This window comes from Cupriavidus sp. OTU4054, from assembly GCF_038440175.1.
Taxonomy (GTDB): Bacteria; Pseudomonadota; Gammaproteobacteria; order Burkholderiales; family Burkholderiaceae; genus Cupriavidus; species Cupriavidus pauculus_D.
This window is the reverse complement of the sequence record NZ_JASATF010000027.1, coordinates 46,692-70,765: the sequence shown is the minus strand read 5'-3', so window position 1 is coordinate 70,765 and position 24,074 is coordinate 46,692. Positions and strand designations below refer to the sequence as shown.

Sequence of the window (24,074 nt, the reverse complement as noted above, 5' to 3'; positions counted from 1 at the left end):
CCGGCATGACGATTCAAACGCGCCTACGACAGCTTGGCGGCCGCCTTCGCGGTACGCGGGAGCGCCGCGGTCGATGTGGCCAGTGCGCCGAGGTTCGGCGCGCCGGCACTGGCACCCAGCAGCAGCCAGCGAATCAGCTGCGTGGCCTGCAGCGCCAGCCGCTTGCGTTCGGCGGCACCGGCCTCGAGGTAGTCGGCCGAGGCATGGAACAGATGCGAGACCACGTAGCGGCTGAAATCGTCGAGCGCCGCGCGCGGCAGGGCCGGGCATAGTTCGAGCCGCTCGATATCCTCGGCCATCTCCGCGGCGATGGCCGCAAGCAATGCGCGAATGGCTTCGCGCAACGCGGGCTGCGGCCCGGTGATCCCGCACAGGCCGACGACGAAGGCATCGGCATGCGCGCGCGCGTACGCAAAGAATGCCTCGCACGCACGCGTCGCCACCTCCTGCGGATTGTCGCGGGCGGCGGCCCAGCGTACCGCGCGCAGCATCGGCCGCAGCTCGTCGCTGACTTCGGCGAGCGCGGTCACCGCGAGATCTTCCATATCGCGGAAATGGCGATAGAACGTATTGGGATTGAGTCCCGCCTCGCGCGCGAGTTCCCGCAGGCCGAGCGCGGCGAAGCTGCGGCGCGCGGCGGCGAGGCGCAGCGCGGCATCGATAAGCCGGCGCTTGCCGTCGGCAATGTCTTCCATGTTCTCTCGCGTTATCGAAGAATCGAACGATCACTCGGTTCGCACGCATTGACTTTGCCTGCAAAGTAGACGATTGTCTACGGAAGATTTTCTCGGACAATCCCCCGCCATGGCCTCCCAGACGTCCGGCTCCGCCGCTCCACCGTTCGCATCGGCATCGCTGGAACCCATTCCGCGCGATCCGGGACTGCCGATCCTCGGCAATCTGCTGCAGATCACGCCCGGCGCCGTCGGGCAGCATCTGCTGGCGCGCAGCCGGCATTTCGACGGCATCTTCGAGCTCAATTTCGCGGGGCGGCGCGTCCCGTTCATCAGCTCGGTCGAACTGGCCACGGAGGTGTGCGACGTATCGCGCTTTCGCAAGGTCATCGGGCCGCCGCTGTCCTACCTGCGCGACGTGGCCGGCGATGGCCTGTTCACCGCGCACAGCGACGAGGCCAACTGGGGTTGCGCGCATCGCATCCTGATGCCCGCGTTCAGCCAGCGCGCGATGAAGGGCTACTTCGACGTGATGCTGCGCGTCGCCAATCGTCTTGTGGACAAGTGGGACAGGGAAGGCGCCGACGCCGATATCGCCGTCGCCGACGACATGACGCGCCTGACGCTCGATACCATCGCGCTATCGGGCTTCGGCTACGACTTCGATTCGTTCTCGCGCGCGCAGCTCGACCCCTTTATCGTCGCGATGGCCGGCGCGCTCGGCGAAGCGATGGACAAGCTCACGCGCATGCGCGTGCAGGACCGCTGGTTCAAGGGCGCCGAGCACCGCCAGTTCGCGGCAGACATCGCCTATATGCGCGACGTCGTCGACGACGTGATCCGCCAGCGCCGCGCGGCGCCGGCCGCATCCGCGAAGGGCGCCGACCTGCTGAACCTGATGCTCGAAGCGCGCGATCCGGAAACGGACGTGCAACTCGACGACGCGAATATCCGCAATCAGGTCATCACGTTCCTGATTGCGGGGCACGAGACCACGAGCGGACTGCTGACTTTTGCGCTGTATGAACTGCTGCGCAATCCGGGCGTGCTCGCGCAGGCGTATGCGGAAGTGGACGCGGTGTTGCCGGGCAACGCACCGCCGGTCTACGCCGACCTCGCGCGCCTGCGGGTGCTGGAACGCGTGCTCAAGGAAACGCTGCGGCTGTGGCCCACGGCGCCCGCGTTCGCCGTGGCGCCGTTCGAGGACACCGTGATCGGCGGGCGCTATGCGATTCCGAAAGACCGGCGCGTATCGGTCGTGCTGACCGCGCTGCATCGGGACCCCAGGGTGTGGGCCGATCCCGAGCGCTTCGATATCGACCGGTTCCTGCCGGAGAACGAGGCCGCATTGCCGCCGCATGCGTATATGCCGTTCGGCTCGGGCGAGCGCGCGTGCATCGGCCGGCAGTTCGCGCTGACCGAGGCCAAGCTCGCGCTCGCGCTGATGCTGCGCAACTTCGCGCTCAGCGATCCGCACGACTATCAGTTCCGGCTCAAGGAAACGCTGACGATCAAGCCCGACAACTTCGTGCTGCGCGCGCGCAGGCGCCGGGCGCACGAGCGGCTTGTCGCGTCGGGGACGACGCGGGCCGAGTCGACCGCGGCCGCACCCGCGCAGGTGCGGGGCAATGGACAGTCGCTCACGGTGCTCTGCGCGTCGAGCCTCGGCACCGCACGCGAACTGGCCGAGCAGATTCACGCGGGCGCGGTCGCGTCGGGCTTCGATGCCACGCTGCGCGACCTCGACGCCGCCGTGGGCGATCTGCCCGGCGCGGGCATCGCCGTGGTCGTCGCCGCCACCTACAACGGCCGCGCGCCGGACTCCGGCCGGCGCTTCGAAGCGATGCTCGATGCGGACGAGGCCGCCGGCTATCTTGCGGAGGCCGGAGCGAAGGGACTGCGGCTCGCCTTGCTCGGCTGCGGCAACTCGCAATGGGCCACATACCAGGCGTTTCCGCGGCGCGTGTTCGATTTCTTCGTCGCCGCCGGCGCAACGCCGCTGCTGCCGCGTGGCGAGGCCGACGGCAATGGCGACTTCGACGGTGCCGCCGACCAGTGGCTCGCCCAACTCTGGCAGGCGCTGGAAGCGGATAGCGCGGCGATGAGCGGCGGCCTGGGCGTCCATGCCGATCTGCGCAGCATGGCCGCGATTCGCGCCGATACGCTGCCCGCCGGGACGCAGGCCTTCACGGTGCTGTCCAACACCGAACTCGTGCAGGATCCGTCTGGCCTGTGGGACTTCGCGCGCGAGGCGCCGCGCACGTCCACGCGCGATATTCGCCTGCGGCTGCCACCGGGTACCACCTACCGCGCGGGCGATCATGTTGCGGTGTGGCCGCAGAACGCGCCCGAGCTCGTGACGGCGCTGTGCGAACGGCTCGACCTCGATCCGCAGGCGATGGTGACGCTGTCGGCCACGCATGGCACCGCGCGCGGGCTGCCGATCGGCGAGGCATTGCCCGTCGCGCAGTTGCTCACGCATTTCGTCGAGTTGCAGGACGTGGTGTCGCGGCAGACGTTGCGCGCGCTGGCGCAGGGCACGCGCTGTCCGTTCACGCGCGAGCAACTGCAGACGCTCGCCTCCGACGACGAGGCGCAGGGTTACGCCGCGCGCGTGGCGGCACCACGGCTTGGCTTGCTCGACGTGCTGATCGCGCATCCGGCCATCTCGCTATCGCTGGCACAGCTGCTCGACTGCACGGTGCCGATGCGGCCGCGCTTCTATTCGATCGCCTCGTCGCCGCTGGTGTCGCCCGATGTGGCCACGCTGTTGGTGGGCACGGTATGGGCACCCGCGCTGTCGGGCCGCGGGCAATTCCGGGGGGTGGCGTCGACATGGCTGCAGGGACTCGCACCCGGCGCGCAGGTCTCGGCGTCGATACGCACACCGAACCCGCCGTTCGCGCCCGAGGACGATGTTTCGGTGCCGATGATCCTGATCGGTCCGGGTACGGGGCTCGCACCGTTCCGCGGCTTCCTCGAGGAACGCGCGGCGCAGCGGGCTGCGGGAATCCCCGTGGCCGCGGCGCAGCTGTACTACGGATGCCGCCATCCGGCGCACGACTGGCTCTATCGGGACGATATCGAGCGCTGGGCCAGCGATGGCGTGGCCGACGTGCATGTCGCGTACTCGGTGATGGACGGGGCGCCGCGCTATGTGCAGGACCTGCTGTGGACGAATCGCGCCGATGTATGGGCGCGGCTCGAAGCGGGGGCGACGGTATATGTCTGCGGCGATGGCCGGCGGATGGCACCGGCCGTGCGGCAGACCCTGATCGACATCGCGGTAGCGGCGGGCGGCATGGACACCGCCCGCGCGTCGGACTGGCTGGCGACGATGGTGGCGCGGGGACGCTACCGGCAGGACGTGTTCAACTAGGCGACCTCCCGCGCACTCAGGCTCAGCGCTGTGCGCTCTGCAGCGCCGCAATCCGCGATTCGATCGGCGGGTGGCTCGAGAACAGGCCCATCCACGACTTGCCGCCCGCGATGCCCATTGCCTGCATGTTCTGCGGCAGGCCATCGGCGTCGAGACCGCCGAGGCGGCGCAGTGCCGAGACCATCGGCGAAGGTGTGCCCATCAGCCCGGCCGCGCCCGCGTCGGCGCGGTATTCGCGATGGCGCGAGAACGCCGCCACGATGATGCTGGCCAGAATGCCGAACACGATCTCGCAGATCACCACCGTGATCATGTAGCCGATGCCGGGGCCGCTCGACTCTTCGTCATTGCGGCGCAGCCACGAGTCGACGAAGTAGCCAACCACGCGCGCCATGAAGATCACGAAGGTGTTCACCACGCCCTGGATCAGCGTAAGCGTGACCATATCGCCGTTGGCGATGTGCGCGACCTCGTGCGCGAGCACGGCCTCGACTTCTTCCTGCGACATCGAGTTGAGCAGGCCCGTGGACACCGCCACGAGCGAGTTCTTCCTGGAGGCGCCGGTCGCGAATGCATTCGGCTCGCCATCGTAGATGGCCACTTCAGGCATCGGCAGGCCCGCGCGCGTGGCGAGCTTCTCGACCGTCTGCACGAGCCAGAACTCGGTGGTGGTGCTCGGGTGCGTAATGACCTGCGCGCCCGTCGACCACTTGGCAATGGTCTTGGACATCAGCAGCGAGATGAACGAGCCACCGAAGCCCATCAGCGCGGCGAACACGAGCAGCATGCCAAGGTTGAGGCCATTGGCGGTGAGGAAACGGTTCACGCCCAGCAGGCTGGCCGTGAGGCTGAGGACGAGCACGACGGCGAGGTTGGTCGCCAGGAACAGGAAAATGCGTTTCATGGTTTGTGGGTGGAGCCAGAAAGTCGCGGCGGATGCCGCGGAAGCATGACGTACCGATGTTGGGAACAACGGCACGCCGCGCGGAAAAACAAGGCGAATACGGTGGGCGCGCGACGGCGGCATGCCGCGCGCGGGCAAATCAGCCGCGCGGCGGGCGCGGCAGGCGGGGAAGGTCGGGATCCGGCAAGGTGATGCCGGCATAGCGGGGCAGCGCGCCCTGCACGTCATGCACAGCCACGCGCAGCGGGGGCGGCGGCAGCAGTTGTTCCGCGAAGTCGGCGCCCGGCGGCGACGGCTCGGTGGTGTCCGCGGGATAGGGCGATTCGGCAGGCCCGCCGCTGTCGGCGAGATCGCCGAAGCCCGTCTGGCTCGCGATGGCAATGTCCCCGAGCGTCGGGGCGGACGCGATATGCGCACTCGCCTCGCACACCGCGGGGGTTCCGGGCATGGACGCACCGGTGCCTGCCCAGGCCTGCAGCGGCAGGAAGGCAAGCAGCACGATCGTCAGCATGAGCCGGAAAAATTGCACGAATGTAATGCACATCTGGGCATCGCCCGATGCAGGGAATTCTACAGGATGGCGAGCCGCTTATCCGACGACCCGCAATGCGGCACGCGTACCCCACCATGCGGCCTCCTCGAACACCGACAGCCCCGACAGGTCCGCATGGGCGAACAGCACCCGGCCGTCGGCCTCCCGCAATGCCGCGATCCCGGCGTTGGACAGGAATCCCGGCGTCGGCGTGGCCATGGCGTGGCCGCGCGCGGTAATCTCCACGGCGTCCGCATGGCGCCAGAAGTCGCGGCCGTAGACCGCGCGCAGGTCGGTGGTGGCCAGCGCCATGAGTTCGGCGGGCGTGGCCGTGGCCAGCCAGCGGCGGATATCTCCGGGGCGCTCCGCCGCGGCGCCACCGCGGTACGCGGTATCGTCGAGCGGGCAATAGGCTGTAAACACAGTCTCGGCGGGGCGGGCCTGCCGGATCCACTGATGCGTGGCCACCACATAACCGAGCCCGCGGCCGCCGTGCACGACGTTGTCCCATGCGAGCGGCACGCCAGCGGCTTCATCCGGAAAGCCCCGCAGATGAAAGCTCGAGACGAGCCACGGCGCATGCGGCGTCAGATGCCGGGCGGGGTCGAAACCATACCGGCGCAGATCCATGATGCGCGCGGCCACGTGCAGCGGCATCGCGCAGATGACACGGCGCGCGCGGACGCGCCATGCGCGTGGCGCGGCGCCGGAGGCCACCCCGCCAGGCCAGTCTACGCCCTCGACGACCACGCCATGGGAGTGTTCCCCGACGCGGATGGCCATGCCCGGGCGACGCCACGGCTGGCGGCGCGTACCCATCTGCGCACCCTGGCGCGCATCGATTCGCTGTACCAGCCGCGACACCAGTCCGTGCAGGCCGTCGGACCACGTCAGCACGGCGCCATCGGCCGCGTTGCGCGCGTGCCCGCCGCGGCTGGCAAAGTAATGGAGGCCGGCCCACGCCGAAACGGTGTCATGACCGGCCCCGTAGTCGTCGCGGCAGCAGTAGTCGGCGTACCAGTGCAGCGTCGGCGCGGTAAAGCCCTCGGCCAGCATCCACTGCCGGAACGTCTGGCGATCGAGCGCGCGCCAGGCCGGATCGCGCGACGCCAGCGCGAGCGGGATGGTGAACACCTTGCGCCCGTCGCTACCCACCGCATGGCGCAGCGTATCGAGCCGCGCGAAAAACGCCGCGTGCTGACGGGCATCGTCGCCGGGCAGCGCGTTGTCCGGTACCAGCCCATCGTGCCATGCGCCATCGAGGAACAACCGCTCCTCCGGGCCGTGCACGAGCACGCGTTCGTCGTAATGCGGCCGTGCGTCGAATGCATCGCGCTCGATCACGCCGATGTCGGCGAGCATCTCGCGCACGTGCGTCGACTCTTCCGACGGCAGCGGCAGGTAATGCGCGCCGCGCGGAAAGCTGACGTCGCCGAGCCGCCCGCCTGCCGCGTTACCACCGAACTCGGGACCGTCGATCATGACAAAGTCATGACATCCGGCGCGCGAGAGCTGCCACGCCGCGGCGATGCCCGCGGCGCCGCTGCCAAGGATCGCGACCTCGGTCGTCAGGTCGTCGCCCGCGTCCCGGCCACCGGCGATCCCGGACCCGCCATCGCGCAGCGCGTGGCCTTCGGCCATGCCCGGCCGCAGCACGATGGGATCGGGCTCGCGCAGCCCGAGTCCCGCAAGAAAGCGCGCCGCATCGCCGTCGAGGCGATCGCATCCCGCCAGCGCGGTAGCGCCCGCGGCGAGCAGAAAGCGGCGGCGGTCCCAATGCATGCCCACTCTCAGCGGATCACGTTACGCCAGTCCCGCTCGAAATCGTGCACGAGCGTCTGCTCGTTGAGCCGGTTGGCCGTGCCCTCGCGCGGCGCCATGTCCGCCGGAAAGCGGAACATCAGCGCGGTGCTGTCCGCATCGAGGAATTTCATCGGCACGTCGTAGTGCGTCGGCGGCGTGTAGTCGCCGCGCTTGCCGGCGAGGATAAAGCCCCATTCGCCGAACGACGGCACGTAGGTGTGATACGGCCACGTGTGCAAGCCGGCCTCGCGCAGCGTGGCATCGATATCCCAGAACGAGCGCGGCGCGTAGTACGGCGATGTCGATTGGACGACCGCATACCCCTTCTCCGCAAGGTGGCGCGAGAGGAGCCGGTACATCGGTACCGAGTAGAGCTTGCCGAGGCCGAAGTTGGACGGATCGGGCAGGTCGACGATGATCGCGTCGAAGCTTTCGCTGTTCTGCTCGAGCCATTGCGCGGCATCGGCATTGACCACGGTCACGCGCGCATCGGTCAGCGAGCCCTGGTTCAGCGCGCGCAGCGGCTCGCTGCGCGAGAACAGCGTGGTCATGGCCGGGTCGAGGTCGACGAGCGTCACGTGCTCGATGCCGCGGTACTTGAGCACTTCGCGCAGCGCCAGACCGTCGCCGCCGCCGATGACGAGCACGCGGCGCGCCCACGGCAGCGCCTGCAGCACGGGGTGCACGAGCGCCTCGTGGTACCGGTGTTCGTCGCGCGACGAGAACTGGAGGTTGCCGTTGATATAGAGCCGCAGGTCGTCCTTCCAGCGTGTGATCACCAGCCGCTGGTATGGCGTGGTCTCGCTGTGGATGATCTCGTCGCCGAACAGCCCGCGCTCGGCCCAGTGCGTGAGGTGCGACGATCCCGCGAAGCCGGCCGTCAGCACGGCCAGCACCATGCCCGCGCGCAGCATGCGGGCGGGCACCTGCGTGAGTTCGGCGCGGAAGATGCGCAGCGTGAACAGCGCCACCGCCACGTTGAGCATGCCGAACAGGAAGCCCGTGCGCGACAGCCCGAGCCGTGGCGCCAGCACGAGCGGAAACACGAGCGAGACGGCCAGCGCGCCGAGATAGTCGAACGTCAGCACGCGGCTCACGAGCTCGCTGAACGCGGCGCGGCGCGCGTTGAGGATGCGCATGACGAGCGGAATCTCCATGCCCACGAGCACGCCGATCACGAATACCAGCGCATAGAGGGCCGTGCGAAACGGCGCGGACAGCCAGGCGAACACCACGAACAGCAGCGCGGCCGAGATACCGCCGAGCAGCCCGACGAGGATCTCGATATCGATGAAGCGCGCGAGCACGTCTTCGTCCTTCACGTACCGCGACAGCCACGAGCCCACGCCCATCGCGAACAGATAGCAGCCGATGATCGACGAGAACTGGAGGATCGAGTCGCCGAGCAGGTAGCTGGACAGCGCGCCGGCGATGAGCTCGTAGCCGAGTCCGCACGAGGCGACGATCAGGACGGAAAGAACGAGGGTACGGTCGCGCATGAAGGGGCGGCAGGACGGCGGGTGAAAGCCGGTGAGGGCGGATGAGGGCGGGTGAGCGCGGCGCGAAGGAGGGGTTCTGAAGCGACCGCTTCTGAGTTTATACTTGGCCGCAAATCGTGTCGATGCGTGGCCACGCCACGCCTGGCCATAACAACGAGGGCACCGGCAAGACCATGCAACCGATCATCGCCTCGACGATCATTGATTCATCGATCATGAATTCGATCTACGCCTATGCGACGCACCTGCTGGCCAGTCTCGTGCTGCTCGCCGTGTTCGTCGGAGTCTACACCAGGATCACGCCATTCCATGAGTTCGCGCTCATCCGCAAAGGCAATATGGCGGCCGCGCTATCGCTGGGCGGCAGTACGCTCGGCTTCTGCTTCACGCTGTCCTCGAGCATCCAGCACAACGACGACTTCATGATGTTCCTGCTGTGGGCGCTGGGCGCGATGGTCGTGCAGGCCGCCGCCTACGCGGCGCTCACGCGCGCGCTGCCGGACATGAACGCCGCGATCGAATCGAACAATATCGCCATGGGCGGCCTGATGGGCACGCTCTCGGTAACGGTGGGCGTGCTCAATGCCGCCTGCCTGTCGTGACAGGGAAAAAGGGAGCGATCATGAGCATCGGGTCATTCATCAAGAAGCAGTTCGTCGACATCATCCAGTGGACCGAGGACACGGATGGCGTGCTGGCATGGCGCCACCCGATGGAGGACATGGAGATCCAGTACGGCGGCAGCCTGACGGTGCGCGAGTCGCAGATGGCGGTGTTCGTGAACGAAGGCAAGATCGCCGATGTCTTCGGTCCCGGCATGTACAAGCTGACGACCCAGACGCTGCCCGTCCTCACTTATCTGAAGAACTGGGACAAGCTGTTCGAGTCGCCCTTCAAGTCGGACGTCTACTTCTTCAGCACGCGCCTGCAGATCGGCCGCAAATGGGGCACGCCGCAGGCCATCACCATTCGCGACGCGGACTTCGGCATGGTGCGGCTGCGCGCGTTCGGCCTGTACTCGTACAAGATTGCCGATCCGGCAAAGTTCTATAGCGAGATCAGCGGCACGCGCGCGTCGTACTCGCGCGACGAAGTGGAAGAGCAGCTGCGCAACCTGCTGATCGCGACGATGACGAGCACGCTCGGCGCATCGTCGGTGCCGTTCCTCGACATGGCCGCGAACCAGGGGTTGATGTCGCAGACCATTCGCGAGAAGCTCGCGCCCGAGTTCGAACGCTACGGCGTGGCGCTCGACAACTTCGCGGTGACCAACGTGTCGCTGCCCGAGGAACTGCAGAAGGCCATCGACACGCGGATCTCGATGGGCATGATGGGCGATATGTCGCGCTACACGCAGTACCAGGTCGCCAGTTCGATCCCGCTCGCGGCACAGAACGAGGGCGGCGTGGCCGGCCTCGGTGCCAGTCTTGCCGCCGGCGCGGTGATGGGGCAGGCGATGGCCGGGGGGCTCGGTGTTGCGCCGGCGGCCGGCACGCCCGCGCCCGCGGTGCCCGCCGCGGCGGCACCGGCTGCCGACGATCCCGCCGCCCGCCTGGGCAAGCTCAAGGAACTGCTCGACAAGGGACTCGTCACGCAGGCGGAGTTCGACGCCGCCAAGGCCGAGATCCTCAGGAAGCTCGTCGGCTGATCGGACTGCATGCAAACGGTCAACTGTCCGGGCTGCGGCGCGGAGGTCAGCTTTCGTTCGTCCGCCGCGGTCATGGCGGTCTGCGAGTATTGCCAGAGCACGCTGCTCAGGGACGCCGATTCCGTCCGCGACATCGGCAAGATGTCGGCCGTGCTCGAGGACTACACGCCGCTGCAGATCCATACGAGCGGCCGGTGGGAGGGGCAGGGCTTCACGCTCGTCGGCCGCATCCAGTTGCGCTATGACGCGGGCCTCTGGAACGAGTGGTACGTGCTGTTCGACGACGGCTCCGACGGATGGCTCGCCGATGCGTCGGGCCAGTACATGCTGTCGCGCCGCGTGCGGCCGGAGGCCGTGGCCAGTGCCACATCGGACCCGCTGCCGCCGTTCGCGCGCCTGCGCCCGGGCACGCAGCTGCGTTACGAGAGCCTGCCGTTCGTGGCCGGAGACGTCCGCGCGGCGCGCTGCACGGGCGGACAGGGCGAACTGCCGTTCTCGGTCGGCGCGGGATGGACCACGCAGGTCGCGGACTTCCGTTACGAAGGCCGCTTCCTGACGCTCGACTACGCCGACGGCGAACCGCCCGCGGTCTATGCGGGGCAACTGGTCACCCTGGACCGTCTGCAATGCCAGCTGTTGCGCGCGGCGGACGAGATCGGCCGGACCGCCGACCGCTATCGCGGCAAGGCGGTGCCGCTCGCCTGCCCGCATTGCGGCAGCCCGATCGCCTATCGCGCGGGTACGGCGAACTTCGTGATTTGCTCCAGTTGCCATAGCGAAGTCGACTGCACCACGTCGACGGCGCTCGTGCTCGCCAAGCATGAAGAAGTCGAGGCACTGCACACGAGCCTCGCGCCGGGCGACGTCGGCACCATCGATGGGAAGCCGTACACGGTGCTCGGCCTGCTGCAGTGCACGGACAACGACGACGAGGAAACCTCGACCTGGGTCGAATACCTGCTGTTCAACGAGGACGCGGGACTGCTGTGGCTCGTCGAGCAGGACAGCGGCTGGGATCGCGTGCGCGTGCTCGACGTCTGGCCGAAGCAGAGCGGCGCGAGCGAGGTCACGTTCGAAGCCAAGCCATATCGCAAGGGTTTCACGTACGAGAGCGAGGTGCTGTACGCGGCGGGCACGTTCAACTGGCGCGTGCAGGCCGGCGACAAGACGCAGCTGACCGAGTACGGCTCGCCGGCGCGGCGGCTCACGCAGGAGACCAGCGAAACGGAGATCGTCTGGACGCTGTCGACGACGGTGTCGCGAACGCAGGTCTCGCTCTGGTTCCAGGACAACAAGGCGCTCGCCGAGGCCGCGAAGCTGCCCGAACAAAAGCGATCGGCGGGAGCCGTCGATGACCTCGGCTATTGCACGCGCGCGGCGTGGGGCTTCGTGTTCCTGCTGTGGCTGCTGAACCTGCCGATGGTGCTGATCGGCCGCGAAGACTGGGACGGGCTGATTTACGGGACGCTGGCGCTGTGGGCGCCGATCTGGATCGCGCGGCATTACGGCGGATCCGGCAGCGGGGATGAGGACTGAGGGATGCGGATACTGTTTCTCGTGTACGGCATGATCGTGCTGTTCGGCGCGACGATGTACACCTACAAGTCGGTGGGCGGCAGCGGCGGTGGCAGTGGCGGTGGCACGTCGTCCCGCGGCTGGAGCGGTTCCAGCGGCGGCGGCTGGTCGTCCGGGGGCGGCCACAAGTGAACGCGCCCGTGCTGCCATGCCCGCCGGTCTTGGGCCGCCACCTGCTGCTGGACATGCAGGGGGTGCCGGCGGCGGTGCTGACCGATGCCACGCGCATCGAGCAGATCCTGCACGACGCCGCCCGCGCGGCCGGCGCGACGCCCATCGCCTCCCGCTTCCAGCATTTCGGGCCGGGCCTCGGCGTGACGGGCGTGCTGCTGCTGCGCGAGTCCCATATCAGCATCCATACGTGGCCCGAGTACGGGTTCGCGGCTGTGGATATCTTCATGTGCGGCCAGGCGGCGCCCGAGCGCGGCGTCGAGGTCATCGTCGGGGCGCTGGCCCCGGCGTCACACCACGTCCGCGATGAAGCGCGTGGCCCGGCGTCGGGGCCCGGCCGCCAAAACCCCTGACGCCGACAGGGCTTCCCGCATTGCCCTACACTGGTAAAACCCTGTAACGACTACAGGGATGTTGGCAAGGAGCCTGTCATGCGCATCGGCGAACTGTCGCGCCACAGCGGCTGCGATATCGAGACCATCCGGTATTACGAGCGGGAAGGGCTGCTGGACGCACCGCAGCGCGAGGACAACGGCTACCGCCGGTATGGCGACGGCCATCTGGTGCAGCTCAACTTCGTGCGGCACTGCCGTTCGCTCGGCATGAGCCTCTCCGACGTGCGCCGCCTGCGCGATTTCCAGCGCAATCCGTCGCTGGCGTGCGACGACATCAATCATCTGCTGGACCGCCAGATCGACCAGATCCACACGCAGCGCGTGGCATTGGAAGCGCTCGAGGGCCAGCTGCGCGCACTGCGCGAGACGTGTGCGACGCCCCACCCGGCGAGCGAGTGCGGCATCCTCCAGAACCTCCAGCAGGCCGCCGAGGGCGCTCCCTGCGAGTGCCACGCGCACACGCACTGATATTCCGCGCACCCGTTCGTCCGCACTCCGGGCGTTTCACGGCGTGCAACGCACCATTCGTCGCAGCGGTATTTTTCCTTGCGGACGAACCTTCTACTCTTCAGCCTGTGCCCGCGCTGCCACCAAGATGGCCGATTAGCAAGCGGGCCGCATACAGTTGAAGGAGTCCCAGATGATCGCCAAACGCATGCTTGGCGGCGCCCTTGTCCTGGCGGCATACGTCGCCTCGGCCACCGCGTTCGCCGCACCCGCCGCCAAGAAGGTCGGCAAGATGGATGTCTACGCCGACGCGTCCCGCGCGGCCAAGGCCGACGTATATACCGATGGTTCCAAGCGCGACAAGTTCGACCCGTTCACCGACGGCCTGCGCCAGGGCAAGTTCGATACGTTCACCGACGGCACGCACACGTTCAGCGGCGAGATCTCGGCCTCCGCGCTCGAGAATTCGCGCAACGGCGACCTGTACGGCTATCGCGTCTGATTACCCGCCCTCACGGCAATCGTGAGGGCCAGCAGTTTTCTCTCCCACCTGCCCGGCCGACCTCCTCCTTCTCTCTCCGCCGGGCAGGTGATTTTTCCCCCACGCTTTTCCAATTCGCACTGCGGCTTGCAGGGTTTTCGCTGCTTATAACTGCCGCGCGGCAAACGTGTCGCATTTGCGGATGTCGCCCGTCGTCAGACCCTGGCGCAGCCATCGCACGCGTTGCTCGCTCGTGCCGTGCGTGAACGCTTCCGGCACCACATATCCCTGCGCCTGACGCTGCAGCCGGTCGTCGCCGATCGCGGCCGCGGTTTTGAGGCCTTCTTCCACGTCGCCCGGCTCCAGCAGTTGCTGGTTGGCCTTTTGCGCGGTGGCCGCCCATACGCCGGCGAGGCAATCGGCCTGGAGTTCGAGCCGCACGGACAGCTGGTTCGCCTGCGCCTCGCTCATGCGACGGCGCGCGGCGTCGACCTTGGCGGACACGCCGAGCAGGTTCTGCACATGGTGGCCGATCTCGTGCGCGATCACGTACGCCTGCGCAAAGTCGCCACCGGCACCGAACCGCTGGCGCAGTTCGTCATAGAACGCGAGGTCGATATAGACCTTCTGATCGCCGGGGCAATAGAACGGACCCATCGCGGACTGTCCCGTACCGCACGCGGTCGGCGTCGCGCCGCTGAACAGCACCAGCGTCGGCGGCGCATACCGGCGATTCAGGTCCGTCTCGAAGATGTGCTCCCATGTGCGCTCGGTATTGCCGAGCACCTTGCGCGTGAACACGGTCAGCTGGTCGGTGGCGGGCGGGCGATGCTGCTGCGGCGCGTGCTGCGGTTGCTGCTGCTGGCCCTGGATCACCGACGCGCCCTGGAAGATCACCGAGGGGTCGATACCAAAAAAGTACGACGCGGCCAGCGCGACGATGACCGTGCCGATGCCGATGGTGCGGCCGCCGACCGGAAGTCCGAATCCACCGCCGCCTCCATAACCGCCGCCGCGGCGGTCTTCTACGTTCTGACTTTCGGCTTCGTCATCGAGACGCATGGATACTCCGTGAGATCGGGAACGCCGGCAGCCGCATGCGTGACATCGCGCCGCTGCCGTCATGCCGTGGAGTATAGCAACGGCGCCATGCCTTCCGGAGTCCTCCGCCGTCTCACACGCCGGCCGTCACACGCCGGCCGTCTCCTTCGGCGACTGGGTGAGGGCGGCGCCGCTCAGCGTGAGGTCGGGCGATGCGCCGCCGACTTCCGCCACGCGCAGCAGGTTGGTCGTCCCGCCTTGCCCGAACGGTATCCCCGCCGCGATCGTGATCTGGTCGCCGGGCTCGGCATAGCCCTCGACGAGCGCGGCGCGCGTGGCCGCCTGGACCATCTCGTCCACGCTCTGCACATCGGGGCTGACGGTCGAGTGCACGCCCCACGTGATTGCGAGGCGGCGCGCGATATCGAGATTGGGCGTGATGCTCACGATCGGCGCGCATGGACGCTCGCGCGCCGCGCGCAGCGCCGTGGCGCCGGACGAGGTGTACGTCACGGTCGCGCGCGCGCCGATGATCTGCGTGACTTCGCGCAGCGCCGCGCAGATCGCATCCTGCCGCGTGGAAAGCGGCGCCTCGTGCTGGGCATCGAGCATGTTGCGGTAGAGCGGATCGCGCTCGACCTCGATCGAGATGCGGTCCATCATCGCGATCGCCTGCACGGGGTAGCGCCCGTTGGCGGACTCGGCCGACAGCATCACGGCGTCCGCGCCGTCGTAGATCGCGCTCGCCACGTCGGATGCCTCCGCGCGCGTCGGCACCGGCGAATCGATCATCGACTCCAGCATCTGCGTGGCGATCACGACTGGCTTGCCGAGCTGGCGGCACACGCGCAGGATGCGCTTCTGCACGCCCGGGACGCGCTCGGGCGGCAACTCCACGCCAAGATCTCCACGTGCGACCATCACCGCATCCGATACGCGCACGATTTCGTCGAGCTGCTGCAGCGCGGCAGGCTTTTCAATCTTCGACAGCACGCCCGCGCGCGTGCCGATGATCTCGCGCGCCTCGACGATATCGGACGGGCGCTGCACGAACGACAGCGCGATCCAGTCCGCGCCGAGCGACAGCGCGAAGTCCAGGTCCTTGCGATCCTTGTCGGTCAGCGCGGGAATGGGAATCACCGCGTCAGGCACGTTCACGCCCTTGCGATCGGACAGCGTGCCGTTGTTGACCACGCGCGTCACGATGCTCCCACTCGAGACCGACTCGATGGCCAGGCGCACTTTGCCGTCGTCGATCAGCAGCGACTGGCCCGCGCTCGCCGCACGAAACAGTTCGGGGTGTGGCAGATGCACGCGCGTGCCATCGCCGGGCGTGGGATCGCTGTCGAGCACGAAGCGGTCGCCCGCGCGCACCGCGACCTTGCCCACCGCGAACGTGCCGATGCGCAGCTTGGGACCCTGCAGGTCCGCAAGAATCGCGATGGGGCGGCCCGTCTCGGCCTCCACGCGCCGCACCGCGTCGTATCGCTGGCGATGATCGTCGTGCGTGCCATGGCTGAAGTTCAGCCGGAACACGTCGGCACCGGCCTCGAACAGTTCGCGGATCACCGCGATATCGCTGCTGGCCGGACCGAGCGTGGCGACGATCTTCGCTTTGCGCTGGCGTCTCATGTTGTCTCCTGGTTCTTGTGGGCGCGCGTCAGATCACGAGGATCGCGCGAAAGTCGTTGACGTTGGTGCGGGTGGGGCCGGTGACGATGAGGTCGTCGAGGCCCGCAAAGAAGCCGTAGCCGTCGTTGTTGGCCAGATGCGCGCGCGCGGAGAGGCCGCGCGCGGCGGCCCGCACGAGCGTGTCGGGCGACAGCACGGCCCCGGCGTTGTCCTCCGAGCCATCGATACCATCGGTATCGCCGGCAATCGCGTGCACGCCGGGCAGCCCGTCGAGCGCGACGGCGAGCGCGAGCAGGAACTCGGCATTGCGGCCGCCGCGGCCATTGCCGCGCACGGTCACCGTGGTCTCGCCGCCGGAGAGCAGCACGCAGGGTTTGGCGAACGGCTGTCCGCGCGCGGCCACCTGACGCGCGATGGCCGCATGCACCTGCGCCACGTCGCGTGCCTCGCCCTCGATGCAGTCGGAAAGGATATGGGCCTCGAGGCCGAGCTCGCGCGCCCGCGCCGCCGCCGCTTCGAGCGATTGTTGCGCGGTGGCGAGCGTCACGCTGCGATGGCCGGCAAAGCGCGCGTCGCCGGGCTTCGGCGTTTCGCCGGCGCCGCTCTCGAGGTGCGCGCGCACATGCGTGGGGATATCGATGCCGTACTTGGCGATGACCGCGAGCGCGTCGGCGCACGTGGTGGCGTCGGGCAGCGTCGGGCCGCTGGCGATCAGGGTCGGATCGTCGCCGGGAATGTCGGAGATAAGCAGTGTCTCCACGCGCGCCGGCGCACAGGCGAGCGCGAGCCGTCCGCCCTTGAGCGCGGACAGGTGCTTGCGCACGCAGTTCATCTCGCCGATGTTCGCGCCGCTGCGCAGCAGCGCCTTGTTGATGGCCTGCTTGTCCGCGAGCGTCAGGCCCGGTGCCGGCGCGGCGAGCAGCGCGGAGCCGCCGCCCGAGATCAGGCACAGCACGAGGTCGTCGGCGGTCAGGCCCTGCACGAGCCCGACCATGCGTTCGGCGGCGCGCTGTCCCGCTGCATCGGGTACGGGGTGGGCGGCCTCGACCACCTCGATGCGATGGCAGTCGGCGCCGTGATCGTAGCGCGTGACCACGAGGCCCGACAGCGGTCCCTGCCAGTGCGCATCGACGGCCTGCGCCATCGCAGCGGCCGCCTTGCCGGCGCCGATGACGACGGTACGGCCTTTCGGCGCTGAGGGCAGGTGAGGGGGAAGGCAGTGGCTGGCGCTGACCGCGGCCACGGCGGTATCGAACAGGTCGCGCAGCAGCGTGCGGGCCTGGTGGGGATCGCGGTAATCGGCGAAGGACCGGCGGGCAGGCGTCAGTCGCGCGGCATTGGCGGCATTGGCGTCCGAGGCGTACATGGGGAATCCTGGTGCGGCGGGCGGGATGCGTGAGGCATCGCGCGCGAGGCGCGACGCCGTGCTTCGAAGCGTGTGGTGTTACTTGTCGCTCTTCGCGATCTCGTGGTTCGACATGATCTCGATCGCGCGGCACAGCGCCGAGTGATCGAGCTTGCCGAAGCCATGCGCCGCGCACGCGTTGAACAGTTCCTGCGCGGCCGACGTGTTCGGCAGCGACACGCCGAGCGCCTTGGCGCCCTGCAGCGCGAGGTTCAGGTCCTTCTGGTGCAGTTCGATGCGGAAACCGGGGTCGAACGTGCGCTTGACCATGCGTTCGCCATGCACTTCGAGGATGCGCGACGAGGCGAAGCCGCCCATCAGCGCCTGGCGCACGCGCGCCGGATCGGCACCCGCCTTCGAGGCGAACAGCAGCGCTTCGGACACGGCCTGGATATTGAGGGCCACGATGATCTGGTTCGCGACCTTCGTGGTCTGGCCATCGCCATTGCCGCCGACGAGCGTGATGTTCTTGCCCATCAGCTCGAACAGCGGCTTCACCTGCTCGAACGCTTCGCCGGGGCCGCCGACCATGATCGTCAGCGAAGCGGCCTTCGCGCCCACTTCGCCGCCGGACACCGGCGCATCGAGGTACGACGCCCCCAGCTTGTTGATGCGCGCGGCAAAGTCCTTCGTGGCGATCGGCGAGATCGAGCTCATGTCCACGACGATCTTGCCGTACGTGGCCTCCTTGCCCGCGGCCTTGTATGCGGCCGCGATGCCGCGCTCGCCGAACAGCACGGCTTCCACGTGCGGCGTGTCCGGGACCATCACGATCACGATCTCGGCGCGCTTGGCCACTTCTTCCGCGCTCGTGCAGACCGTGACGCCGGCATCGACGAGCGCCTGCGGGGCCGGGTTCACGTCATGCACGAACAACGTGTGACCCGCCGCGCGCAGATGACCCGCCATGGGTGCGCCCATGATGCCGAGGCCGATAAAGCCGATAGTGCGTTGGTTTGCCATGTGTGTCTCCTCCAGTCCAGATTCGGAAATAGGTTTTGCTGATGTCTGTCAGCCGATGCCGTGCGCGGCGCGCCAGCCGAGACCGGCCTCGGTCGAGGCGCGCGGCTTGTACTCGCAGCCGATCCAGCCCTGGTAGCCGATCTCGTCGAGATAGCCGAACAGGAACCGGTAATTGATCTCGCCGGTGCCGGGCTCGTTGCGGCCGGGGTTGTCGGCCAGCTGCACGTGACGGATCTTCGGCAGGTTGGCCTTGATCGTCGCGGCGATCTCGCCCTCCATGCGCTGCATGTGATAGATGTCGTACTGCACGTAGAGGTTGGGCGCGTTGACCTGCTCGATCAGATCGACGGCCTGCTGCGTGCGCGACAGCGCGAAGCCGGGAATGTCGAACGTGTTGATCGGCTCGATCAGCAGGTCGATACGCTCGGCCGCGAGCGCATTGGCCGCGAAGCGCAGGTTCTCGACGAGCGTCTCGTTGGCGGCCTCGCGCCGCACGCCCTGCGGCAGGATGCCCGCCAGGCAGTTCAGCTGCCGCACGCCGAGCACCTTCGCGTACTTGATGGCCTCGCCCACGCCGTCACGGAACTCGCTGACGCGATCGGGATGGCAGGCGATGCCGCGTTCGCCCGCTTCCCACTTGCCCGCGGGCAGGTTGTGCAGCACGAGGTCGAGCTGGAAGCGGTTGAGGCGGTCGGCGATCTGGTCCGCATGGAACGCATACGGGAACAGAAACTCCACGCCGCGGAATCCCGCGCGCGCGGCGGCTTCGAAGCGGTCGAGAAACGCCACTTCGTTGAACAGCATGGTGAGGTTGGCGGCTAGCTTTGGCATCGTTGGCTCTTTGATGGATGACGCGGTCAGGCGGTTTCGGTCTCTTCCGAGAGGATGGCCTCGCCGGCAGCTTCGCTATCCGCGCGATCCTCGATCGGCTCGAACTCGTTGATGTTGTCGATCTCGGTTCCCATCGCGATATTGGTCACGCGCTCCAGAATCACCTCGACGACCACGGGCACGGAGAACTCGGCCATCAGGTCGCGCGCTTCCGCGAACGCGGGGGCAATGTCCTCGGGCTTGAACACGCGCAGCGCCTTGCAGCCGAGGCCTTCCACGACCTTCACGTGATCCACGCCGTAGCCTTCGAGCTCGGGCGCATTCACGTTGTCGAACGCGAGCTGCACGCAGTAGTCCATCTCGAAGTTGCGCTGTGCCTGGCGGATCAGCCCGAGGTACGAGTTGTTCACGACCAGATGGATATAGGGCACCTTGAATTGCGCGGCCACGGCCAGTTCTTCGATCATGAACTGGAAGTCGTAGTCGCCCGAGATCGCCACGACATCCGAATCGGGCGACGCGGTCTTGACGCCGATCGCCGCGGGAATCGTCCAGCCCAGCGGGCCGGCCTGGCCGCAGTTGATCCAGTGGCGCGGCTGGTTCACCGACAGGAACTGCGCGGCCGCGATCTGCGACAGGCCGATCGTGGTCACGTAGCGCACGTCGCGCGGGAAATACTGGTTCATCTCGCGATACACGCGCTGCGGCTTGACGGGCACGTTGTCGAAGTCGCTCTTGCGATGCATGGTGCGGCGGCGCTTCTGCACGTCGGCGACCCATGCCTTGCGGTCGGGCAGGCGGCCGGCCATCTTCATCTCGCGCGCCACCTCGACGAACAGCTCGAGCGCGGCCTTTGCATCGGAGACGATGCCGAGATCGGGACCGAACACGCGGCCGATCTGCGTGGGTTCGATATCCACGTGCACGAACTTGCGGCCCTTCGTGTAGACGTCGATGCTGCCCGTGTGGCGGTTCGCCCAGCGATTGCCGATGCCCATCACGAAGTCCGAAGCCAGCAGCGTCGCATTGCCATAGCGATGCGACGTCTGCAGGCCGACCATGCCCGCCTGCAGCGGGTGATCGTCGGCCAGCACGCCCCAGCCCATCAGCGTCGGCACGACGGGCACGTTGACGAGCTCGGCGAACTCGACGAGCAGTTCGGAGGCGTTCGCGTTGATGACACCGCCCCCGCAGACGATCAGCGGGCGCTCGGCCGCGTTGAGCATGGCGATGGCCTTCTCGATCTGGGCGCGCGAGGCGGCCGGCTTGTACGGTTGCAGCGGCTGGTACGTTTCCGGATCGAATTCGATCTCGGCCACCTGCACGTCGAAGGGCAGGTCGATCAGCACCGGGCCCGGACGGCCCGAGCGCATCAGATGGAACGCCTGCTGGAACACCTGCGGCACCAGCGCGGGTTCGCGCACGGTGACGGCCCACTTGGTCACGGGCTTGGCGATCGACTCGATATCGACGGCCTGGAAGTCTTCCTTGTACAGCCGCGCGCGGGGCGCCTGGCCCGTGACGCAGAGAATGGGGATCGAATCGGCCCAGGCCGAGTACAGGCCCGTGATCATGTCGGTGCCGGCGGGGCCGGACGTGCCGACGCACAGGCCGATATTGCCGGGCTCGGCGCGCGTATAACCCTCGGCCATGTGCGAAGCGCCCTCGACGTGCCTGGCCAGCAGATGCTTGATCGATCCGGCCTTGCGCATCGCCGAATAGAACGGGTTGATGGCGGCGCCGGGGACGCCGAACGCGGTGGTGATGCCTTCCTTCTCCAGCACCGCGATCGCGGCGTCGACGGCTCTCATCTTCGGCATGTTTTGTCTCCAATAACGGGTGGGCCTGTGATTGGATTCGATGCTATGCCCGCACCGGGCTCGGGATAAACGGAACGACGATCAATTGATTCGATACTTCAGGTTTCGAATGGCTGGCAGCAAGCCTCGAAATGTGATCGATGCGGTATGCAATCGCCATGCGTCCTGAACCCCCAATGAGTGGGGAATCCGTGCGAACTCGCACATTGGTGCTGTTCGGCGCGCGTCATGATCGCCACAATGTCGGGTTGCCAGATGTTCGATGTTTCCGCTCACATTCGACCCATGTACGCCCGGTTGCCGCCTACCTACGAACTGATCGAAGCGCTTCGCGCGACCGACGTCGCGACGCCGGCGGCGACCGGCAGTCCGGCGGTGTCGGTGGCACGCGTGCTCTGGGCCGCATTCATTGCCGCCGTCGTGCCGACCGTCATCACCGGCAGCGCATTGGCGTACTGGCACCTGCTGCTGCGCCAGACGCCGCCGGTCTGGCTGCCGGAGGCCTTCCACGCGGCGCTGGCGGCCAGCGCGGCCTGCTATCTCGGTGCCTGGCTCGCGCGCATCGCCCAGCGGCGGGAGGCGCTCTGGCATCCGCTGCGCTGGATGACGCGGCGCCTGGATTCGCAAAGCACGGCCGAGAACGCGCTGCTGCTCCAGCTCGGCCGCATTCCACCGCTGCAACTGCGCGCGCGCCAGCGCCGCGTGGTGCTGCAGGTCCGGATGTGGGAAGGGTCGGCGCGTACCGTGGCCGTGCTGCTCGCGCTCGGTCCGGCCGCGTTCGTGCTGTTCGACGGCACCGCCGGCGCGCCCACCGCGGCCAGCATCCAGCAGGTGGTGGCCGTCTACGGCGCGGTGCTCGTGGCCGGCGCGGCCTTCGCGCTGTTCGCCCAGCTGCAATGTTCGGGGCCGCTGCGCCGGCTGGCCCATGTGCTCGGCGAAGCGGCCGAGATCAACGAAGCGCTGGGCCGCTCGCGCTGAGGCGACGCATAGCGGGTATCGCAGTCGGGGGATGCGCAAGCCGCCGCGCATGCTTCACAATGGCCGGCAGGAGACAACCTGCAATCTGGCCGACATGGATAAATTCAAGCAGATCGAGGCATTCATCGCCGTGGTGGAGCAGGGCAGCATGGCTTCGGCCGCGCTGACGCAGAACGTGACACCGGTCATGATCGGCCGCCGCATCAACGCGCTGGAGGCGCGTATCGGCGTCAAGCTGCTGCACCGGTCCACGCGGCGCATCGTGGTGACGGAGCAGGGCGCGGCGTTCATGGAGCAGTGCAAGAAGGCACTGTCCGACCTCGATCGCGCGGAGATGCTGATTGCGGAAGGGCGGCACAAGGCGACGGGCCACCTGATCGTCTCCGCGCCCGCCGCCTTCGGGCGCAAGCACGTGGCGCCCCATGCGCCGGCGTTCCTGGCCGCGAACCCGGACGTGCAGATCTCCTTCAACCTGACCGATCGCGTCGTCGATCTCGTGCGCGAGGGGTATGACGTCGGCATCCGCATCGGCGGCGCGATCGATCCCAATTTCGTGGCCATCAAGCTGTCGTCGAACAAGCGCGTGGTGTGCGGCACCCCGGCCTACTTCGCGAAGCATGGCGTACCGCGCACGCTCGAGGATCTCGAACACCACAACTGCCTCGCGTTCAACCTGCAGGGCGGCCAGCAGCGCGGATGGTATTTCAACGACAACGGGAAGACGGTGACCGTGCGCGTGAACGGCAACCTCGACTGCAACGACGGCGAACTGCTGCATCGCTGGGCGGGCGAAAGCCTCGGGCTGGGCTGGCGCTCGACATGGGAAATCCTGCCGCAGCTGGAAAGCGGGGAATTGATTACGGTACTCGATGAATTCGCGTTGCCGGACTACGACATCCTGGCGGTGTACCCGCAGCAGCGCCCCGTGCCCGCGAAGATCCGGTTCTTTATCGAGCATCTGAAGGCGCAGTACGCGAAGCCCGGGTACTGGAGCGGCCGGGTATAGGGCAGAAAAGGGCAGAAAAGAAAAAGCCCGCAGAGCCGTTGCGGTCTGCGGGCAGCCCTTCTTTCGAAGGACGGGGAGAGCCGATGAAGTGCGCCCCCGCAACTTCATGGCCAGACCGATGATGCGCGTACTACCGGTCCCCCGCCTTGATCGATATCAAATGTGACGGCATTGCGCGGATTACGCGAGCAGCGCCGCCACGAGGTCCTTGCCGCGCGCGGCGTCCGGCACCTCGTCGAAATGCAGCGCGGCTTCGACGTGCGCGAGGTGTTCCACCATCAGCGCCACCGCGCGCTCGGCATCGCCGGCGCGTGCCGCCTCGATGAACTCGCGGTGCTCGTCCGACGAGCACGTGGCATCGCGCCGAGACTGGTACAGCATGGTGATCACCGCGCTGCGCATCGACAGCTCGCGCATGATTTCGGTGAGCACGCTGTTGCCCACCACTTCGGCCATGACGATATGGAAATCCCCGAGCAGGCGCGTGCGCGTCTGGGCATCGTTGCCGTTCAGCGACTTGCGCTCGGCGGCCAGATGCTTGTCGATGCGCTTGTAGTCGGCGGCCGTGGCCCTGGCGACGAACTCGCGCGCGAGCGCCGCCTCGAGGATGCGACGCACCGCGAAGACCTCCCGCGCCTCCTCGGCGCTGGGCTTGGCGACGAACGCACCCTTGTCGGGCACGATCTGGATCACCTTGTCCTTGGACAGCATCAGCAGGGCCGCGCGGACCTTGGTGCGGCTCACGCGGTAGACGCTCGCGAGCGCCTCCTCCCGCAGCTTGGTGCCGGGCGGGAGGCGGTGCGAGACGATGGCGGCGACGATATCGTCGGCAATCGCCTCGGCGGTCATGTCTGGATCGATATGCTCGGGCATGATGGCGCGCGTCGGGC

Annotated in this window: 22 protein-coding genes; 10 read left to right on the top strand and 12 right to left on the bottom strand. The window is 67.7% G+C overall.

The window, feature by feature from the left end; all coding sequences use genetic code 11:
- Window positions 1-23 precede the first annotated feature (23 nt).
- On the bottom strand, window positions 24-695 hold the full coding sequence (locus AAHB16_RS26125) for a TetR family transcriptional regulator (RefSeq protein ID WP_150373421.1): 672 nt from the start codon (window positions 693-695) through the stop codon (window positions 24-26).
- 109 nt (window positions 696-804) lie between these two features.
- Between AAHB16_RS26125 and AAHB16_RS26120 the strand changes: the two genes are divergently transcribed.
- Window positions 805-4,053, top strand: a complete 3,249-nt coding sequence (locus tag AAHB16_RS26120; protein ID WP_342052366.1) for a bifunctional cytochrome P450/NADPH--P450 reductase — start codon at window positions 805-807, stop codon at window positions 4,051-4,053.
- A gap of 22 nt (window positions 4,054-4,075) precedes the next feature.
- On the opposite strand, the gene htpX is transcribed toward AAHB16_RS26120, so the two are convergent.
- The 4 genes from htpX to AAHB16_RS26100 form a co-directional block, all read right to left on the bottom strand.
- Window positions 4,076-4,957 (bottom strand): protease HtpX, encoded by an 882-nt coding sequence (gene htpX / locus AAHB16_RS26115; RefSeq protein WP_342052365.1) that lies wholly within the window; start codon window positions 4,955-4,957, stop codon window positions 4,076-4,078.
- A gap of 139 nt (window positions 4,958-5,096) precedes the next feature.
- Window positions 5,097-5,501: a hypothetical protein gene (locus AAHB16_RS26110; RefSeq protein ID WP_150373424.1), complete on the bottom strand. Its 405-nt coding sequence runs from the start codon at window positions 5,499-5,501 to the stop codon at window positions 5,097-5,099.
- A 45-nt stretch (window positions 5,502-5,546) separates the two neighbouring features.
- Complete coding sequence (locus AAHB16_RS26105; RefSeq protein WP_150373425.1) at window positions 5,547-7,271, bottom strand: NAD(P)-binding protein; 1,725 nt, start codon at window positions 7,269-7,271, stop codon at window positions 5,547-5,549.
- An 8-nt stretch (window positions 7,272-7,279) separates the two neighbouring features.
- Window positions 7,280-8,791, bottom strand: coding sequence for a polyamine aminopropyltransferase (locus tag AAHB16_RS26100; RefSeq protein ID WP_342052364.1), 1,512 nt, complete (start codon window positions 8,789-8,791; stop codon window positions 7,280-7,282).
- A 215-nt stretch (window positions 8,792-9,006) separates the two neighbouring features.
- On the opposite strand from AAHB16_RS26100, the gene AAHB16_RS26095 reads away from it, so the two are divergent.
- The 7 genes from AAHB16_RS26095 to AAHB16_RS26065 all read left to right on the top strand — a co-directional run bounded on the left by AAHB16_RS26095 (window position 9,007) and on the right by AAHB16_RS26065 (window position 13,529).
- Window positions 9,007-9,393, top strand: a complete 387-nt coding sequence (locus AAHB16_RS26095; protein WP_150373938.1) for a DUF350 domain-containing protein — start codon at window positions 9,007-9,009, stop codon at window positions 9,391-9,393.
- A 20-nt stretch (window positions 9,394-9,413) separates the two neighbouring features.
- Window positions 9,414-10,439: an SPFH domain-containing protein gene (locus AAHB16_RS26090; protein WP_342052363.1), complete on the top strand. Its 1,026-nt coding sequence runs from the start codon at window positions 9,414-9,416 to the stop codon at window positions 10,437-10,439.
- Window positions 10,440-10,448: 9 nt separating this feature from the next.
- The gene (locus AAHB16_RS26085) at window positions 10,449-11,975 is read left to right on the top strand and encodes a DUF4178 domain-containing protein (RefSeq protein ID WP_342052362.1); all 1,527 of its coding nucleotides are present in this window, start codon (window positions 10,449-10,451) and stop codon (window positions 11,973-11,975) included.
- A gap of 3 nt (window positions 11,976-11,978) precedes the next feature.
- A complete protein-coding gene (locus AAHB16_RS26080) occupies window positions 11,979-12,146 on the top strand; it encodes a hypothetical protein (RefSeq protein ID WP_191002160.1) in 168 nt (55 codons plus the stop codon).
- Complete coding sequence (gene speD, locus AAHB16_RS26075) at window positions 12,143-12,538, top strand: adenosylmethionine decarboxylase (RefSeq protein ID WP_150373429.1); 396 nt, start codon at window positions 12,143-12,145, stop codon at window positions 12,536-12,538. The genes AAHB16_RS26080 and speD overlap by 4 nt, the downstream gene beginning before the upstream one ends.
- A gap of 78 nt (window positions 12,539-12,616) precedes the next feature.
- Complete coding sequence (locus AAHB16_RS26070; RefSeq protein ID WP_150373430.1) at window positions 12,617-13,048, top strand: Cd(II)/Pb(II)-responsive transcriptional regulator; 432 nt, start codon at window positions 12,617-12,619, stop codon at window positions 13,046-13,048.
- Between the two features lie 172 nt (window positions 13,049-13,220).
- A complete protein-coding gene (locus AAHB16_RS26065; protein ID WP_342052361.1) occupies window positions 13,221-13,529 on the top strand; it encodes a hypothetical protein in 309 nt (102 codons plus the stop codon).
- 144 nt (window positions 13,530-13,673) lie between these two features.
- On the opposite strand, the gene ypfJ is transcribed toward AAHB16_RS26065, so the two are convergent.
- The 6 genes from ypfJ to gcl all read right to left on the bottom strand — a co-directional run bounded on the left by ypfJ (window position 13,674) and on the right by gcl (window position 21,200).
- Window positions 13,674-14,570: a KPN_02809 family neutral zinc metallopeptidase gene (ypfJ, locus tag AAHB16_RS26060; protein WP_150373432.1), complete on the bottom strand. Its 897-nt coding sequence runs from the start codon at window positions 14,568-14,570 to the stop codon at window positions 13,674-13,676.
- Window positions 14,571-14,696: 126 nt separating this feature from the next.
- Entirely contained in the window at window positions 14,697-16,181 is a 1,485-nt protein-coding gene (gene pyk / locus AAHB16_RS26055; RefSeq protein WP_342052360.1) for a pyruvate kinase, read from the bottom strand.
- A gap of 28 nt (window positions 16,182-16,209) precedes the next feature.
- On the bottom strand, window positions 16,210-17,547 hold the full coding sequence (locus tag AAHB16_RS26050; protein ID WP_342052359.1) for a glycerate kinase type-2 family protein: 1,338 nt from the start codon (window positions 17,545-17,547) through the stop codon (window positions 16,210-16,212).
- 78 nt (window positions 17,548-17,625) lie between these two features.
- A complete protein-coding gene (gene glxR / locus AAHB16_RS26045) occupies window positions 17,626-18,549 on the bottom strand; it encodes a 2-hydroxy-3-oxopropionate reductase (RefSeq protein ID WP_150373435.1) in 924 nt (307 codons plus the stop codon).
- 48 nt (window positions 18,550-18,597) lie between these two features.
- Window positions 18,598-19,380: a hydroxypyruvate isomerase gene (gene hyi / locus AAHB16_RS26040; RefSeq protein ID WP_150373436.1), complete on the bottom strand. Its 783-nt coding sequence runs from the start codon at window positions 19,378-19,380 to the stop codon at window positions 18,598-18,600.
- A 26-nt stretch (window positions 19,381-19,406) separates the two neighbouring features.
- On the bottom strand, window positions 19,407-21,200 hold the full coding sequence (gene gcl / locus AAHB16_RS26035; RefSeq protein ID WP_150373437.1) for a glyoxylate carboligase: 1,794 nt from the start codon (window positions 21,198-21,200) through the stop codon (window positions 19,407-19,409).
- A gap of 228 nt (window positions 21,201-21,428) precedes the next feature.
- On the opposite strand from gcl, the gene AAHB16_RS26030 reads away from it, so the two are divergent.
- Both AAHB16_RS26030 and AAHB16_RS26025 read left to right on the top strand, forming a co-directional pair.
- Window positions 21,429-22,178, top strand: coding sequence for a hypothetical protein (locus AAHB16_RS26030; RefSeq protein ID WP_317889534.1), 750 nt, complete (start codon window positions 21,429-21,431; stop codon window positions 22,176-22,178).
- 94 nt (window positions 22,179-22,272) lie between these two features.
- On the top strand, window positions 22,273-23,184 hold the full coding sequence (locus AAHB16_RS26025; protein WP_150373438.1) for a LysR family transcriptional regulator: 912 nt from the start codon (window positions 22,273-22,275) through the stop codon (window positions 23,182-23,184).
- Window positions 23,185-23,364: 180 nt separating this feature from the next.
- Here the strand turns inward: AAHB16_RS26025 and AAHB16_RS26020 are convergent, their stop codons facing one another.
- Entirely contained in the window at window positions 23,365-24,057 is a 693-nt protein-coding gene (locus AAHB16_RS26020; protein WP_150373439.1) for a GntR family transcriptional regulator, read from the bottom strand.
- Window positions 24,058-24,074 lie beyond the last annotated feature (17 nt).